This window comes from Agromyces humatus (assembly GCF_021228295.1).
In the GTDB taxonomy this organism is placed as follows: domain Bacteria; phylum Actinomycetota; class Actinomycetes; order Actinomycetales; family Microbacteriaceae; genus Agromyces; species Agromyces humatus.
This window is the reverse complement of record NZ_JAJQPD010000003.1, coordinates 1-16174: the sequence shown is the minus strand read 5'-3', so window position 1 is coordinate 16174 and position 16174 is coordinate 1. Positions and strand designations below refer to the sequence as shown.

Sequence of the window (16174 nt, the reverse complement as noted above, 5' to 3'; positions counted from 1 at the left end):
GCGGCATCGTAAGGACTCCTGAGTCCCCCGCGCCACCCCCCGAACGGGAATCGTTTCCGAACCGACGCGCGGCACGGGCAACCCCGCCGCAGATCGGCTCCACCCCTACTCCGCCGCGATGTCCGCGCGGTCGTCTTCTCCGCCCGTCACGAGCTCGAGGCGCGGCAGCACGACCCAGAGCGCGACGAGCACGATCACGCCGACGACCAGTGCGATGATCCCGGCGGTGCGCGAGAGTGTCCAGTCGAAGATCAGGCTGGCCACCCCGATCACGAGGAGCGCGACGACGACGAGGTGCCCGATGAGGAGCCGGTTGCCGATGCGCACGACGCGTTCCTTCACCTGTCGTCGGAAGAGTGTGCGGTGCAGCGTCACCGGGGCGAGGCCGACGACCGTCGCGAGGCCGGCCAGCGTCACCAGCACGAGGTACAGGGTGAGCTGGTAGGCGTCGAGCTCGTCGAATCGGGGCTGGAATGCGACCGCGAGCAGGAATCCGCCGATGAGCTGCGTGCCGTTGAGTGCGACCCGCAGCTCTTGGAGGATGTCGTTCCAGTTGCGGTCGCTGCGCTCGTTCGGCGTCTCGTCACGTCCGTCCTCGGGGGCCGGCTCCGGTGCGATCGGGCCGGCGTGACGGGGGTTCATGAGCTCACCGGTTGCACGCCCGACGCGGTCAGGGCGACGGCCCCGACGAAGACCGCGGCGATCAGCACGATCCCGACGATCGGGATCCAGAACGCGATGCGCTTGAGCACCAGCACGATGACGGCGGCGACGAGTGCGAACAGCCCCACGATGAGCGGCCCGATCATCGCGACGAGCATTCCGGTTGCGATGCGGTCGTAGTCGCAGACCGAACTCGCGCCGCACGAGTCGCTCGCGAACGCGAGGAAGAACGAGAGGAACGACGCGACGAGCGCCGCGCCGACCATCAGCACCAGCAGCACGATGGTGAGCACGAGGTCCCACACGACGACGGGCCGCTTCAGCGGCGGGGGGGCGGGGTTCGGGTCGTACGGCTGGACTGCCTCGGTCATGCCGGCTCCCCTCTCCCCGGGCCGTCCGGCCGCGGAGAAACGCCCCACCAGCCGAATTCTGGCATCGGCGTGCCAGGTGCTGCAAGGATCGAGGCAGCACGAGCGGAGGGCGGTCGGCAGTGGAATACCGCATCGAGGGTGTCGAGGGCATTCCCGAGATCGCACCGGGCGATGACCTCGCCGCGGTCATCGCCGGCGCGACGACGCTCGACGACGGCGACATCCTCGTCGTGACGTCGAAGATCGTCTCGAAGGCCGAAGGACGCATCGTGCGGGCCGCCGACCGCGAGCAGGCGATCACCGGCGAGACCGTGCGGGTCGTCGCGACCCGCCAGCACGAGGGCGGCGTCACGCGCATCGTCGAGAACCGCCAGGGCATCATCGGCGCGGCGGCGGGCGTCGACGCCTCGAACTCGCCCGAGGGCACGGTGCTGCTGTTGCCGGTCGACCCCGACGCATCCGCGCGGGCGCTCGCGACCGGCCTGCGCGCGCTCACGGGCGCGCGCGTCGGCGTGATCCTCTCGGACACGCTCGGTCGGCCGTGGCGCGAGGGCCAGACCGACATCGCGATCGGTGCCGCCGGAGTGCACGTCTTCGACGACCTCCGCGGGCAGGCGGATGCCTCGGGCAAGGCCCTCGCCGTCACGATGCCGTGCGTCGCCGACCAGCTCGCGGGTGCGGCCGAACTCGTCAAGGGCAAGTCCGCCGGGGTGCCCGTGGCGGTCGTGCGCGGCCTCGGCCGGTACGTCGGCGACCTCGACCTGCCCGGAGCGCGGTCGATCCAGCGGCCGCCCGAGCGCGACCTGTTCCGGCAGGGTGCCGATGAGGCCTACGACGAGGGCTACCGCGCCGGCTTCGACGAGGCGCAGGCCGAGGGCCCGCTCGCCGAGTAGCGCCGCCTCGCGACCAGCGTCTCGAAACCCCGTTGTTCGGGTGGGCGGGTTTCGAGACGGCGCTGGCGCGCCTCCTCAACCCACGAGCATCCTGATCCGCGAGAGGATGGAGGGGTGCCAGCCCACATCGGATACGCCGCGATGCTCGAGCGCTTCCCACCTGCCGAGGCGGTCGAGTACGCGGCCCTCGCCGAGGCGCACGGGTTCCGGGGCACGATGGCGAGCGACCACTTCCAGCCGTGGGTGCCGTCGCAGGGCGAATCCTCGTTCGTCTGGAGTGTGCTCGCGGCGATCGGTTCGCGCACGACAGGCGACCTCGGCCCGGGCGTGACGACGCCGACGTTCCGCATGCATCCGGCCGTCGTCGCGCAGGCGGCGGCGACCCAGGCTGCGCTCTATCCCGGGCGAACCTGGCTCGGCATCGGTTCGGGCGACGCGCTCAACGAGCACATCGTCGGCGCGTACTGGCCCGAGGCGCCCGAGCGCATCAACCGCATGTTCGAGGCCGTCGACCTCATCAGGAAGCTCTTCTCGGGGTCGATCGCCGGCCGCGATGTTCGCCACTCGGGCCCGCATTTCACCCTCGAGGCGGCTCGGCTCTGGACGATGCCGAGCGTCGCCCCGCCGATCCTCGTCGCCGCGTCGGGCCCGATCACCGCGCGCCGCGCCGGCCGCACGGTCGACGGCATGATCACGACGGGTGCTCCGATCGAGAAGCTCGCAACACTGCTCGCCCGCTTCCACGATGGGGCCCGCGAAGGGGGCCGCGACGCCGACGCGATGCCGAAGGTGCTGCAACTGCACCTGTCGTGGGCCGAGACCGACGAGCAGGCGATGCGCAACGCGCTCACCGAGTGGCCGAACGGCGGCATGCGGTTCCCGAGAAGCGACATCCGCTCGCCCTTCGAATTCGAGCAGTTCGCCCGCACCGTGCGACCCGAGGACTTCACCGACCGCATGGTCGTCTCGGCCGACCCCGACGTGCACCGCGCGGCCATCCAACGCCACCTCGATCTCGGCTTCGACCGCATCTACCTGCACAACGCGGGTCGCGACCAGCGCGAGTTCCTCGAGGTGTTCGGCCGCGAGGTGCTGCCGGGGTTGCGTTCGTGACGCGACATTCGCGGGTTGAGGAGCGCCCGCAGGACGCGTCTCGAAACCCGGGTCGCCGGGACGGTCTCGAGACGGCCGCTGCGCGGCCTCCTCGACCAGCGGAGGCGACCTCGTGGACCGTGGTGATCCCGGTCAAGGGGGCTCCGGCGGCCAAGTCGCGTCTCGCACCGGCCGTCGCCGACGATGCCAGGGCGATGCTCGCGCGGGCATTCGCGCTCGACACGATCGCGGCCGCGCTCGCGGCGGAGTCGGTCGGGCACGTCGTCGTGGTCGGCGACGACCCTGCGCTCGCCGGCGAGGCCGAGTTCCTCGCGGAGCCCGTCGACGGGCCGCGCAACCTCACCCGCGCCATCGCGCACGGCATCGCGCACGCGAGGCATCTGCCGGTTGAGGAGGGCGCGCAGCGCCCGTCTCGAAACCCGGCCGGTGCGCGAGCCTCGGTGGAGTCTCGAGACGCTTCGCTCATCGACCGGCGGTGGGGGGTCGCGGTGCTGCTGGGAGACCTGCCCGCCCTTCGCCCCGACGAGCTCGATGCCGCGCTCGAGGCCGCGTCGCGGCATCCGCTCGCCTTCGCACGCGACGCCGACGGAACCGGAACGACGCTCGCGACCGCGACGCGCGGCGCGGTCAGCGTGTTCGAGCCGCAGTTCGGTCCCGACTCCGCAGCGCGGCACCTCGCGGCGGGGTTCGTCGAGCTCGCGGCATCCGACCTCACCGGACTCACTCGCGACGTCGACACGGTCGACGCGCTCGAAGCCGTGCTGAACCATGGAGTCGGCGACCACACCGCCGAAGTCGTCGCGCACCTCGCCGATCGAAAGGGAACCTGATGACGCTCACCCTCGGATACAAGGCCTCGGCCGAGCAGTTCGCGCCGCGCGAGCTGGTCGAGATCGCGGTCGCCGCTGAGGCCAACGGCTTCGAGTCGGTGTTCACGAGCGATCACTTCCAGCCGTGGCGGCATGCGGGCGGCCACGCCCCGTTCTCGCTGGCGTGGATGGCCGCCGTGGGCGAGCGCACGTCGACGATCAAGATCGGCACGAGCGTGATGACGCCCACGTTCCGGTACAACCCGGCGGTGCTCGCGCAGGCGTTCGCCTCGCTCGGCGTGCTGTATCCGGGGCGCATCATCGCGGGCTTCGGCACGGGCGAGGCGCTCAACGAGATCGCCACCGGATTCCGCGGCGCGGGCGAGCAGGACTGGCCCGAGTTCAAGGAGCGGTTCGCGCGGCTGCGCGAATCGGTGCGCCTGATGCGCGCGTTGTGGAAGGACGACCGGGTCAATTTCGAGGGCGACTACTACTCGACGCATGACGCGTCGATCTACGACCGGCCGGATGTCCCGGTGCCGGTGTACATCGCCGCCGGCGGCCCGACCGTGGCGAAGTACGCCGGCCGTGCCGGTGACGGGTTCATCTGCACGTCGGGCAAGGGTGCCGAGCTCTACGTCGACCAGTTGGTCCCCGCCGTGAAGGAGGGGCTCGCCGCGCGCGGCGACGACCGCTCGTTCGACGCGCTCGACCGCATGATCGAGATCAAGCTCTCGTACGACACCGACGCCACGGCGGCGCTCGAGAACACGCGGTTCTGGTCGCCGCTGTCGCTCTCGGCCGAGCAGAAGCACTCGATCACCGATCCCGTCGAGATGGAGGCGGCCGCCGATGCCCTGCCGATCGAGCAGATCGCCAAGCGCTGGATCGTGGGCAGCGACCCCGACGAGGTCGTCGCGGGCATCAGGCAGTACGTCGACTGGGGCTTCAACCACCTGGTGTTCCACGCGCCCGGGCACGACCAGCGGCGATTCCAAGAGCTCTTCGCACGCGACCTCGAGCCGCGGCTGCGGGCGCTCTGATCCCGAGTCTGCAGGGCGGCGGGTCGGTGTCCCGGCCGACCGGCCGCCCTGCTGATCGCTGAGCGACGTTCCGGGCTCAGCGAACCGGATACAGGCTCAGCGAGCCCGGATTCGGGTCAGGGGGCCGGTCGCACGACCAGCCCGGTGCCGCCGCCCCGTCGCACGGGTTCTGCGGCGGCGGTCATGAGGCCGTCTGCGTCGACCTCGATGGCGGCCACAGCGCCGATCTCGGCCGCGGTCGCGAATTGGTGACCATAGGGGGTCAGCTGGGCCTCGAACACGTCGCGGAACGCCTGCTCGGCCGAGACTGCCGCGGTGTTCCGCTGCGACGCGCGGGGCGCCGCCACCGCCTCGGGCAGGGACATGCCGAGGTCGATGCGGTTCATGAGCACCTGCGTGACGGTGGTGATGATCATCGACCCGCCGGGCGAGCCGACCACGAACCGCACGTCGCCGTCGTCGAGCACGATCGTGGGCGACATCGACGACCGCGGACGCTTGCCGGGCTCGACGGTGTTCGGGTCGCCCGGGAATGCGGGGGCGAAGTTGAAGTCCGTCAGCTCGTTGTTCAGCAGGAATCCGCGCCCCGGCACCGTCATGCCCGAGCCGCCGGTCTGCTCGATCGTGAGGGTGTAGGCGACCGCGTTGCCCCACTGGTCGACGACCGAGAGGTGCGTGGTCGAGATGTTCTCGGTGTCGGCCTGCTCCTCGAGCGCCGCGACATCGCAGCCGCTCGCGTCGAGCGGTGCGGGGGCGACGGGCTTGACCGATGCGGCGTCGGGGTCGATCACGCAGGCGCGCGCATCGGCGAAGTCCTGGCTGAGCAGGGTCTCGGTCGGCACGTCGACGAACGCCGGATCGCCCACGTAGGCGCCGCGGTCGGCGAAGGCGTGCGCGGTGGCCTCGAGGTAGAGGTGCAGGGCCTTCGGCACTGCCTCGCCTGCGAGGTCGTAGTTCTCGAGGATGTTCAGCGACTCGCCGACCGTGGTGCCGCCCGATGACGACGGCGCCATGCCGTAGACATCGAGCCCGCGATACTCGATGTGCGTCGGATCCTGCTCGAGCACGGTGTAGTCGGCGAGGTCGTCGGCCGTCAGGTAGCCGGGGAACGCGGGCAGCGTCGATGCGGGATCGACCTGCGGGTCCTGCGCGATGGCGGCGATCTCGTCGGCGATCGCGCCCTCGTAGAACGCGTCGGTGCCGCGCAACGCGATCTCGCGGAGCGTCGTGGCGAGGTCGGGGTTCGTGAACGTCGTGCCGACCACCGGCGGGGCGTCGTTCGGGAGGAACAGCTCGGCCGTGGCGGGGAATGCGGCGAACCGCGCCTGGTTGGCGGCCGTCTGCTGCGCGAAGGTCTCGTCGACCCGGAATCCGCGGGTGGCGAGCAGGATCGACGGCTTCAGCATCTCTTTCAGCGACTCGGTGCCGAAGTGGTCGAGCGCCGCCTCCCACGTCGCGACCGTGCCCGGGACGCCGACCGACAGGCCCGACGACACGGCGGCGGCGAACGGATAGGGCGTTCCGGTGGCCGGGTCGATGAACGCGTCAGTCGGCATGGCGGCCGGCGCCGTCTCGCGTCCGTCGATCGTCGTGACCTCGCCGGTCGCGGCATCGAAGTACACGAAGTACCCGCCGCCGCCGATGCCCGCACTGTAGGGCTCGGTGACGCCGAGCGCCGCGGCGGTCGCCACGGCGGCGTCGGCGGCGTTGCCGCCCTTGCGAAGCACCTCGAGGCCGACGGCACTCGCTTCGGCGTCGACGGAGGACACGGCCCCGCCGTACCCCGTCGACGTCGATGGGGCAGGCGGCGCGGGCCGCCCGGCCGCGGATGCCGGTGCGCCGACGGCGACGGCCCCGACGGCCAGCGTGGCGCCCAGCACGAGGCTCAGGCCGCGGAACGCGGAGTGATGAATGACGTGGACCATGAAGAACCCCCCCGAACTGGGTACAACGGCGACGATGCCCCTCACCGTAGCCCGAGGGCCGCCCAAGTGGCAATGGTCGCCGCGTCGAGACCGCCCGGGATCCTGAGTGTTCACCGCTGATCGATGACGGATGTCGCGGCGCGGCGTAGCCTGAACGCATGCGCGCCCAACATGGCTCCGGGGCGTCCCGACGGCTGAGCCGCTGGATCCCCGCCATTGCCGCGCCGATCGCGATCGGGGTGGCCGTCGTGGTCGTGCCGATGCAGGCGAGCGCGGCCGTCGACCTGCCCGATCTCACGCCCGCCGAGTTGCTCGAGTTCGCGTCGGCGAGCGAGGTCGACGCCCTGTCGGGCACGATCGAGCAGACCTCCGAACTCGGGCTCCCCGACCTCTCGGGCCTCACCGGCACGATGGGCGGCGGTGCCGGCGGCGACGCGAGCAGCGGCGGGTTCGGCTCGGGCAGCGGCCAGGGCGACTCGAGCGGTGACGGCACCGCCCGAGACGCGGCATCCGCCACCGATCTCGACGACCTCATCTCGCTCGCGACCGGCACGCACACGGCTCGCGTCTACCTCGACGGCACGAACGCGCGTCTGCAGGTGCTCGACGACCTCGCCGAACGCAACGTCTACCTCACCGATGAGGGAGCGTGGATCTACGATTCGCGCGAGCAGGCGGCCACGCACGTCACGGTCGACCGGGCCGCGCTCGACGCGCTCAAGGCCGAGGCCTCGGCTCAGGCCGAAGCCCACGCCGATGAGGCGCGCGACCGGCTCGAGGCCGAGTTCGGCACCCCGCTGCCGACACCCGAAGAGGTGCTCGACCAGGCGCTCGCGAAGCTCGACGAGTCCACCGAGGTGAGCGTCGGCACCGACGCGCGCATCGCGGGTCGCGAGGTCTACGAGCTCGTGCTCGAACCGCGCGACGCCGACACCCTCGTCGGCGAGATCTCGGTGTCGATCGACGGTGACACGGGCGTCGCGCTCGCCGCATCGGTGACGGCGAGCGGGGCGAGCGAGCCCGCGTTCAGCGTCGCGTTCACCGAGGTGACCTTCGAAGCGCCCGACGCGTCGGTGTTCGCGTTCACTCCCCCCGAGGGCACGGCCGTGACCGAGCACGAGGTGCCGGTCCCGACGCTCGCCGAACTCGAGCAGCGCAAGGCCGAGCACGCCGCCGGCACGGGCGAGCCGAGCGATCGGATGCCGCAGCCCGAGGTCATCGGCGAGGGCTGGTCGACCGTGGTCGTGCTTCCGATGGCGGGTGCAGGTGCGGGTGCGACGGAAGGCCTCGACCCCGAGGCCGCCGCCCTCCTCGGCACGCTCACCCAGCCGGTCGATGGCGGGCGCATCCTGCAGACCTCGCTCGTGACCGTGCTCGTCACCGACGACGGTCGTCTGCTCGCCGGAGCCGTCACCGCCGAACGACTTCTCGATGCCGCCGCGAGCGGGCGTTGACCGACGGGTCGCCCGCGGGCACCGGTATGGCCGGCGACGCTGCGGTCGGTGACGCCACCACCATCTCCACCGCGCCCGCCACCGATCTCGCGATCGAGACGTACGGCCTCACCAAGCGGTTCCGCTCGCAGGTCGCCGTCGACGGCGTCGACCTCGCCGTGCCCCGCGGTGCCGTCTTCGGATTCCTCGGCCCGAACGGGTCGGGCAAGACGACGACCATCCGCTTGCTGCTCGGCCTCGTCGCGGCGAGCGCCGGCGGCGCACGGGTGCTCGGCGCCGACATGCCGCGCCACGTCGACTCGGTGCTGCCGCGCGTGGGCGCGCTCGTCGAGGGGCCGGCCTTCTCGCCCTACCTCTCGGGCGTCGCGAACCTGCGGCGGTTCGACGCCGCCGACCGCCACGCGCCCCATCGCACGCGGTCGGCGCGGGTCGACGAGGCGCTCGACCGGGTCGGGCTCTCGCACGCCGGACGCAAGAAGGTGCACGCCTACTCGCTCGGTATGAAGCAGCGGCTGGGCATCGCCAACGCGCTGCTCATGCGTCGTGAGCTGCTCGTGCTCGACGAGCCCACGAACGGGCTCGACCCGCAGGGCACTCGCGAGGTTCGCGCCCTCATCCGCTCGCTCGCCGACGATGGCACGACCGTGTTCGTGTCGAGTCACCTGCTCGCCGAGGTCGAGCAGGTGTGCTCGCACGTGGGTGTCATGAGCGCGGGCCGCCTCGTCGCGCAGGGCACGCTCGAGGAGTTCCGCGCCGCAGGCGAGGCGCGCGTGCTGGTGCAGACACCCGATGCCGCGGCGGCCCGGCACGTGCTGGCCCGGTTCGGCCTCGACGTCGACGGCGACGGCGGCGGTGCCGTCGTCGCCGCTCACTTCGCCTCGACGGATGTCGCACCCGAGGCCATCGTCGCGGCGCTCGTCGCCGACGGGGTGCGGGTGCGCGGGTTCGAAGTCGAGCGTGCGAGCCTCGAGCAGCGGTTCGTCGAACTCACGGGTGAGGGGTTCGACGTTGTCCAGTGACGTGACCTCCGCGGGTCGAGTAGACGGCGAAGCCGGCGCACCCGCGGGTCGAGTCGACGGCGAAGCCGGCGTATCGAGACCCGCCTCGACCGCCCGTGCCCGGGTCATCGGCGGCACCCTCTCGCTCTTCGCCTCCGAGCTGCTCACGCTGTTCCGGCGTCGCCGCACGTGGGCCCTGCTCGGTGCGCTCGCACTCATCCCGATCCTGATCGCGGTGGCGATCCGCATCGCGGGCGATGCCCCGAGCGGGCGCGGCCCCGCCTTCCTCGGGCAGATCACCGAGAACGGCCTCTTCGTCGGCATCACGGCGATGGTCGTGGCGACTCCGCTGTTCCTGCCGCTCACGATCGGCGTGGTCGCGGGTGACACCATCGCCGGCGAGGCGAGTCACGGCACCCTGCGCTACCTGCTCATCGCGCCGGCGGGTCGCATCCGCCTGCTCGCCGTGAAGTACGCGGCCACGGCCGTGTTCTGTGCCGCGGCGACGCTCACGGTCGTCGTCGTGGGCACGCTGATCGGCTGGGCGCTGTTCCCGGTCGGCCCCGTCACGCTGCTGTCGGGAGCGACGGTGAGCGTCGGCGAGGGGTTGGTGCGCTTCCTCGCCATCGCCGCCTACGTCACCGTATCGATGCTCGGCATGTCGGCGATCGGCCTGTTCCTCTCGACGCTCACGACGGTGCCGGTGGGGGCGATGGCCGCGACGGCCATCTTGGCCGTGGTCGCGCAGATCATGGGCGCCCTGCCGCAGCTCGAGTGGCTGCATCCGTGGCTCTTCACGGAATACTGGCTCGGATTCGCCGACCTGCTGCGCCAACCGCCGGTGTGGGATTCGTTCGCCGACAACGCACTGCTGCAGGCGGGCTACCTCGTCGTGTTCGGCGCGCTCGCGGTGAGCCGCATGGTCACGAAGGACGTGCTGTCGTAAGCACTACGACGTGTGCGATGGGGCGGCGCGGTCGCCGGCGCTCGGGGGAATCGCACAGTAGTCGTAGAAGTAGCGCAGCGGCGCGTCGTCGTCGGTGACGTCGACGATGACGGATGCCCCGGAGTGCGGCAGTTCGTCGCCCGCGAGGGTCCACAGCGAGAAGTGCCACATGCCCCGCGCCGACACCGTGAGCAGGTTGCGGCCGTCGACGACGAGCACCGTGTCGTGCTCTTCACCGGGCAGGGTGCCCGCGCGGAACGGGTCGACCGTGGTCGCGCGCAGGGTGGCCTCGTCGACATCGCCGACCGACACGCGAAGTGCCTGCTGGCCCGCGACCTCGAGTCGTTCGGCGAGACCGTCGGCGAATCGGGCGGCACGGGTGTCATCGGCTCCGTCGACGGCGATCAGGCGTCTGCCGCGCGGTGAGTTGTGCAGGAACTCGGCGACGATGCCGTCGAGCATCTCGGTGCGGTTCAGGATGGTGAGCGGGCGGGGCATGCCTTCAGGTTACGCCTGCACGCGCGGGCCCATGACGGGCAGGCTCGCGACCGGTGAGTCCGCGATGCCGGCGTACGCGATGAGCGGTCGCCCAGTCGCCGGGTGTCCGATGACGGATGCCTCGACGCCCCACACGTCGCGAATGAGCTCGGGTGTCAGCACCGCATGCGGGTCGCCTGCGGCGACCACCCGTCCCTCGGCGAGCACGACGACGTGGTCGGCATGCGCGGCCGCGAGCGAGAGGTCGTGCAGCGCGGCGAGCACGGTGAGCCCGCCCCGGGCGAGCTCGCGCACGAGCCCGAGCATCGTGAGCTGCGCGCGGATGTCGAGATGGTTCGTCGGCTCGTCGAGCAGCAGCAGCTCGGGCTCCTGCGCGAGTGCCCGCGCGAGGTTGACCCGCTGGCGTTCGCCGCCCGACAGCGAGCCGTAGTCGCGATCGGCGAGGTCGAGCAGCCCGGCGTCCTCGAGCCCGCGGGCGACGATCGCCCGGTCGCGCTCGCTCGGCCCGGCGAAGGCGCCGAGATGCGGCGTGCGCCCGAGGGCGACGACTTCGGCGACCGTGAGGCCCGGGGCATCCGCGACTTCCTGCTCGGCGAGCGCGACCAGGCGCGCCCGCTCACGGCGGCGCATCGTGGCCAGGTCGCGCTCGCCGAAGCGCGCGGCACCGGCATCGGCCCGTTCGATTCCGGCGATGAGGTGCAGCAGCGTGCTCTTGCCCGCGCCGTTCGGGCCGAGCAGCGCGCCGACCGCGCCGGCCGGCACGGTGCAGTCGAGGTCGTCGATGATGAGCCGGTTGCCCCGTGTGAAGTGCACCCGGTCGACCCAAAGGCCGTCGGCGCTGCGGCCGTCGACGCTGCGAGGTTCCGTCATCGCAGCCCCCGGTTCCGCAACAGGAGCAGGGCGAACACCGGCCCGCCGATGAGTGCGGTCAGGATGCCGACGGGCAGCTCGCGCGGGTCGAAGAGGGTGCGCGCGCCGGTGTCGACCCACACCAGGAAGATCGCGCCGGCCAGCGCCGACAGCGGCAGCAGGGCACGGTGTCGCGAGCCGACGATGAGTCGCACGCCGTGCGGCAGGATGAGGCCCACGAACCCGATCGACCCGCTGACGGCGACGAGCGCGCCGGTGAGCAACGCGGTCGCGGTGAGCAGCAGCGCCCGACTGCGGCCGACGTGCACCCCGAGGGCCGCGGCGGCCGTGTCGCCGAAGGCGAAGGCGTCGAGGGTCTTCGCGCTCGTGAGCAGCGGCATGCCGATGACGATGACGGCTCCGCCCGCGATCGCGACCGACGTCCAGTCGGCGCCCGAGAGCGAGCCGAGCAGCCAGTTGAGGATCTCGCGGTAGCTGTCGCCGGTCGCGCTCCAGAAGATGATGAGGCTGGTCACGGCGCCGAAGACGGACGCGACGGCGAGGCCCGCGAGCACCGTTCGCGTGGGGGTGAGCGAACCCCCCGTGCCGCCCCGGCCACCGGCCCCGCCGGCGCCGGCTGCCAGGGCGAGCGTCGCCGCGAGTGCGACGAGCGCGCCGACGAACGCCGCGAACGGCAGCAGCAGGCCGACACCGAGCACGATCACGATGACCGCGCCGACCGATGCGCCCGACGAGAGGCCGAGCAGGTACGGGTCGGCGAGGGGATTGCGCGTGAGCGCCTGCATCACCGCGCCGCACAGCGCGAGGCCTGCGCCGACCGCCGCCGCGGTGAGCACGCGAGGCATGCGCAGCTCCCACACGATGCCGTCGCGCAGGGGGCTGAGCGTCGGCTCGCCGATGCCGAGATGCGCGGCGATGCTGGCGAACACGTCTGCGGGGGCGAGTCCGGCGGGTCCGATCGCGACCGCGACGATGACGGATGCCCCGAGCAGGGCCACGAGACCCACGGCCCACGCGCCCGTGCGCAGGCCTCGACGTGCGGGATGAGCGAGTTGAGGAGGCGCGCCGGCGCCGTCGCGGAACCGCGGGCGCTCGCGGCGGTTTCGAGACGCGTCCTCCTTCGTCGGGCGCTCCTCAACCCGCGGTGGGTGAGTCATCAGCCGAGCGCCTCCAACTGGTCGACGAGCGACGCCACCGCGCCGACGTTGCGCACGCCGGCCTCGGTGGCCGGGAAGTCGACGACCAGATACCGCTGCTGCTGCACGGCGGGCAGCGCCGCCGTCGCGGCGTTCGCCTCGAGGTGTTCGATCTTCTGTCGCGCGGTGTTCCACGCGGCGTCGACCAGCACGATCACGTCGGGGTTCGCCGCAACGATCGCCTCCCACCCCATTGCCGTCCAGGTGTCCTCGACGTCGGCGGCGACGTTCTCGAGTCCGGCGGCCTGCATGATCATCTGCGGCGCCCCGATGCCGGCGCCCACATACGGCGTGTCGTCGCCCGAGCTGTACCAGAGCGCCGTGAGGCCGTCGGCGTTCGGGTCGATCGCGTCGAGCTCTGCTCGCTGCTGGGCGACGAGCTCGGTCGCGGCATCCGGAACGCCGAAGATCGCACCGGCCTCATCGAACTCGCGGAAGACTTCGTCGAAGGTGAGCGGGTTCGGCATGTAGCCCTCGCCCTTGCACGCGGCGGGAGCCACGTAGCTCGCGACGCCGAGCTTCGCGAGCGTGTCGCGGTCGCCGGCACCCTCGGCCGACAGGTTCGACTCCCAGCCGACGAAGACGAGGTCGGGTTCGGTGGCGAGCGTCGCCTCCTGCGATGGCACGTTGTCGGAGAGCACCTCGACGCCGGATGCCGCGTCGGCGAGTTCCTCGGGAACCGGGCCGTCGCTGAACGCGCTGCCGACGATGCGGTCTTCGAGGCCGAGCGCGAGCATGAGCTCGAGCGTCGACGACTTCACGGTGACGACGCGCTCGGGTGCCGACTCGAACGTCACCTCGGTGCCGCAGTTGTCGATCGTGAGCGGGTAACCGGATGACCCGGTGTCGGTGCTGGTCGGCGCGTTCTCGGTCGACGCGGTGGAGTTGCCCGCGCATCCCGCGAGGAGCAGGGCGGCGAGCGGAATCGACGTCGCGGCGAACGCGCGAAGCCGGGTGGCGCGGGTCGATGAGCGGGCGGCGTTCGAGGAACGGGCGGTGTTCGAGGAACGGGCGGTGTTCGAGGAACGGAGCGAACGAGCGGGCATGTGGCCTCCGGGACGGTGTGCAAGTGACATTCCGACGGTGTCGGCGACTCGCGGCCCAATCCCGGGCCACTCACACCGGTCAGATCCAGACCGGCGGTCGTCTCCATCGTAGACCCGTCGCGCAGGTTGCGTGCCGGCCCCGGTTCACGCCGCCCTGCTCACACGCCGTCGCCTACGAACCGAGGGGCCCGAGCGTCGCGCCGAGATCGATGGCGGCGCCCGCGAGCGCGGCCGACGTGTCGAGATCGCGCATCCAGAGCGGCACGGATGTCGCGACGAGGCCGGCCGCTTCGAGTGACGCGACTCCCGGGGCATCCGTCTCGTCGACGAGCCAGCCGTCGAGAAGGCCGCCCGCCGCGCGAGAGCCGTAGTGGCGGCCGACCGCCTCAGCTGTCGTCTCGACGCCGATCACGGGAAGGCATGCGTCGGCCATGCCGCGGACGACCTTGCCGCTGATGATGGGTGAGACGCCGACGACCGGGGCACGGGTCTCGACGAGGGCGTCGCGGATGCCCGGGATCGCAAGGATCGTGCCGATCGAGACGACCGGGTTCGACGGTGCGAAGAGCACGACGTCGGCGGTGGCGATCGCCTCGACGACGCCGGGTGCCGGGCGGGCCGCATCGATGTGCTGCTGCCGGAATGCGAGTGCGGGGAGCGTCGCCCGATACCGGGTCCACCACTCCTGGAAGTGCAGCTCGCGCTCGCCGCCGGGCGCATCGGGGTCGGCGACGAGCACGTGCGTGTCGACCTCGGTGTCGGTGGCGGGGATCAGTCGCACGCCGAGCGGCCAGCGACGCTGCAGCCGTTCGGCGACCTGCGAGGGGGTCGCGCCGTCGCGCAGCCACGACGTTCGGGCGAGGTGGGTGCCGAGGTCGAGATCGCCGAGCGTGAACCACGGCCAGCCGACGCCCCACTCGCGAAGTTCCGCGGCGACACGCTCGGTCTCGCCGGCCCTGCCCCAGCCGCGCTCGGTGTCGTTCACACCCGCGAGCGAGTAGAGCAGCGAGTCGAAATCGGGCATCAGGCGTACACCCGCGAGCCAGAGGTCGTCGCCGGTATTCACGACGACGGTGACGGATGCCGCACTCCCGCCATTCCCGTCGGGCCAGCGCCGTCGCACCTCCTCGCGTACGCCGCGCACGAAGCGCGCGCCCCCGACACCGCCCGCGAGCACCGTGATCTTCACCCTGCCACGCTACCGGCGCGGTGTTGCCGCACGTCGCCATGCGTCACCTTCGGTCGCCGTCGCCGTCGCCGTCGCCGTTGAGTCCCCGTCGCACGTCGCCTCGCTCGCCTGCCCACGCACGTCGGAACAGTGCGAGTAGCTCGCGCATTCACGCGGCGGTGGCAGTCTCGGGCAGCGTGAATCGGGCCTTGCCGCCGAGTCGTGGGGTTCGGCTGGGATCGATGTGCGGAGGCGGGATGAACCAGACCTCTATCGCGGTGGCGCGGATGTGCCAGCCTTCGCGGTGTATTCGGTGGTGGCAGAACGAGCAGAGCATGACGCCGTTGCTGAGGTCGGTGGGGCCCGTGTCGCGATGCCACCAGTGGATGTGGTGGGCGTCGACGTAGCCGATGTTCTGGTTGCAGGAGGCGCAGCCGCCGTCGCGTTCGGTGAGGGCGAGGCGTTGCGCTTTGGTGAAGTAGCGTGCGGCGCGGCCGAGGTCGAGCGGGAGGCTGTCGCCGCCGAGGACGGCTGGGATGAGGTCGGCGTCGGCGGCCATGCGGCGTGCCGTGCTCGCTGGGATGGGTTGGTCGAGCCCGTCGATGCTCGCGTGCCCGAGCCCGTCGAGCAGGGTGTCGAGGTTGATGCGCACGACCACGGTGGTCTTGGCCAGGGGTGGCAGGGTGGTGCGGCAGCCGAGGGTGTGCTGGGCGAGCATCGCGAGCGCGTCGGCCTGGATCTGCGGGATGGTGCGCAGATCTTCGACCACGGGCGCGGCACCCGGATCACGAGCATCGCGTTCGCCCGCGGGGTCGCGGCGGCGCAGCACATCGGTGACGAGGGCTTCGATCGCGGCCTTGATGGGGGCGGCGCTTTCGGGGTCGAGTCGGGCGTGCAGGTGCACCATGCCGTTGCCCTGTTCGCGGATGGTGAGGGAGCGTTCTTGGCGGAGCAGTTCGTCGCGGGGTTCTACGCCGTCGGCGTCGAGTCTGGCTTCGGCTTCACGCACCCCGCGCTGCAGGGTCTCGAGGGGCACCTGAGCGGCCAGACCGACCAGCGCGGCCTCGGTCACACGGGCGAGTTCTGGGTCGGCGCGCAGCACGACCCGGTCGAGCATCGTCGTGATCGCGGCGGCGGCGTCGACGCTGATCGTTGCGTGTTCGAGGGCGTCGGCGACGTGC

15 protein-coding genes and 1 pseudogene are annotated in these 16174 nt (G+C 71.7%); 7 read left to right on the top strand and 9 right to left on the bottom strand.

The window, feature by feature from the left end:
• Positions 1–105: 105 nt before the first annotated feature.
• Positions 106–642 (bottom strand): DUF6328 family protein, encoded by a 537-nt coding sequence (locus LSF15_RS05325; protein WP_232497494.1) that lies wholly within the window; start codon positions 640–642, stop codon positions 106–108.
• Complete coding sequence (locus tag LSF15_RS05320; RefSeq protein ID WP_232497493.1) at positions 639–1034, bottom strand: DUF6264 family protein; 396 nt, start codon at positions 1032–1034, stop codon at positions 639–641. Before LSF15_RS05320 ends, LSF15_RS05325 begins: the two co-directional genes overlap by 4 nt.
• Before the next feature lie 119 nt (positions 1035–1153).
• Here LSF15_RS05320 and cofE point away from each other — a divergent pair, with 119 nt between their 5' ends.
• The 4 genes from cofE to fgd all read left to right on the top strand — a co-directional run bounded on the left by cofE (position 1154) and on the right by fgd (position 4892).
• Complete coding sequence (gene cofE / locus LSF15_RS05315) at positions 1154–1927, top strand: coenzyme F420-0:L-glutamate ligase (RefSeq protein ID WP_232497492.1); 774 nt, start codon at positions 1154–1156, stop codon at positions 1925–1927.
• A gap of 114 nt (positions 1928–2041) precedes the next feature.
• Complete coding sequence (locus LSF15_RS05310) at positions 2042–3040, top strand: TIGR03557 family F420-dependent LLM class oxidoreductase (RefSeq protein WP_308188429.1); 999 nt, start codon at positions 2042–2044, stop codon at positions 3038–3040.
• Positions 3037–3870, top strand: coding sequence for a CofC family guanylyltransferase (locus tag LSF15_RS05305; protein WP_232497491.1), 834 nt, complete (start codon positions 3037–3039; stop codon positions 3868–3870). Before LSF15_RS05310 ends, LSF15_RS05305 begins: the two co-directional genes overlap by 4 nt.
• Positions 3870–4892 carry a glucose-6-phosphate dehydrogenase (coenzyme-F420) gene (fgd, locus tag LSF15_RS05300; RefSeq protein WP_232497490.1) on the top strand — a complete coding sequence of 341 codons (1023 nt, stop codon included), beginning with the start codon at positions 3870–3872 and terminating at the stop codon, positions 4890–4892. Before LSF15_RS05305 ends, fgd begins: the two co-directional genes overlap by 1 nt.
• 116 nt (positions 4893–5008) lie before the next feature.
• Here the strand turns inward: fgd and ggt are convergent, their stop codons facing one another.
• A complete protein-coding gene (gene ggt, locus LSF15_RS05295; RefSeq protein WP_232497489.1) occupies positions 5009–6817 on the bottom strand; it encodes a gamma-glutamyltransferase in 1809 nt (602 codons plus the stop codon).
• Positions 6818–6975: 158 nt separating this feature from the next.
• Between ggt and LSF15_RS05290 the strand changes: the two genes are divergently transcribed.
• From LSF15_RS05290 to LSF15_RS05280, 3 genes are all read left to right on the top strand, one after another.
• Positions 6976–8271, top strand: a complete 1296-nt coding sequence (locus tag LSF15_RS05290) for a LolA family protein (protein ID WP_232497488.1) — start codon at positions 6976–6978, stop codon at positions 8269–8271.
• A 26-nt stretch (positions 8272–8297) separates the two neighbouring features.
• Positions 8298–9290 carry an ABC transporter ATP-binding protein gene (locus LSF15_RS05285; RefSeq protein WP_232497916.1) on the top strand — a complete coding sequence of 331 codons (993 nt, stop codon included), beginning with the start codon at positions 8298–8300 and terminating at the stop codon, positions 9288–9290.
• 106 nt (positions 9291–9396) lie between these two features.
• The gene (locus LSF15_RS05280) at positions 9397–10215 is read left to right on the top strand and encodes an ABC transporter permease (protein WP_232497915.1); all 819 of its coding nucleotides are present in this window, start codon (positions 9397–9399) and stop codon (positions 10213–10215) included.
• A gap of 3 nt (positions 10216–10218) precedes the next feature.
• Here LSF15_RS05280 and LSF15_RS05275 read toward each other — a convergent pair whose 3' ends face one another.
• The 6 genes and pseudogenes from LSF15_RS05275 to LSF15_RS05250 form a co-directional block, all read right to left on the bottom strand.
• The gene (locus LSF15_RS05275; RefSeq protein WP_232497487.1) at positions 10219–10713 is read right to left on the bottom strand and encodes a nucleoside/nucleotide kinase family protein; all 495 of its coding nucleotides are present in this window, start codon (positions 10711–10713) and stop codon (positions 10219–10221) included.
• 243 nt (positions 10714–10956) lie between these two features.
• Positions 10957–11583, bottom strand: a pseudogene (locus LSF15_RS05270) (ABC transporter ATP-binding protein); the annotation flags it as partial.
• Positions 11580–12740, bottom strand: a complete 1161-nt coding sequence (locus LSF15_RS05265; protein WP_232497485.1) for a putative F420-0 ABC transporter permease subunit — start codon at positions 12738–12740, stop codon at positions 11580–11582. The gene LSF15_RS05265 and the pseudogene LSF15_RS05270, both read right to left, overlap by 4 nt.
• Positions 12740–13825, bottom strand: a complete 1086-nt coding sequence (locus tag LSF15_RS05260; RefSeq protein ID WP_232497484.1) for a putative F420-0 ABC transporter substrate-binding protein — start codon at positions 13823–13825, stop codon at positions 12740–12742. The genes LSF15_RS05265 and LSF15_RS05260 overlap by 1 nt, the downstream gene beginning before the upstream one ends.
• Positions 13826–13997: 172 nt before the next feature.
• Positions 13998–15014 carry a 2-phospho-L-lactate transferase gene (cofD, locus tag LSF15_RS05255; RefSeq protein WP_232497483.1) on the bottom strand — a complete coding sequence of 339 codons (1017 nt, stop codon included), beginning with the start codon at positions 15012–15014 and terminating at the stop codon, positions 13998–14000.
• 148 nt (positions 15015–15162) lie between these two features.
• A partial coding sequence (locus LSF15_RS05250) for an HNH endonuclease signature motif containing protein (RefSeq protein WP_232497482.1) occupies positions 15163–16174 on the bottom strand: 1012 nt, incomplete at its 5' end.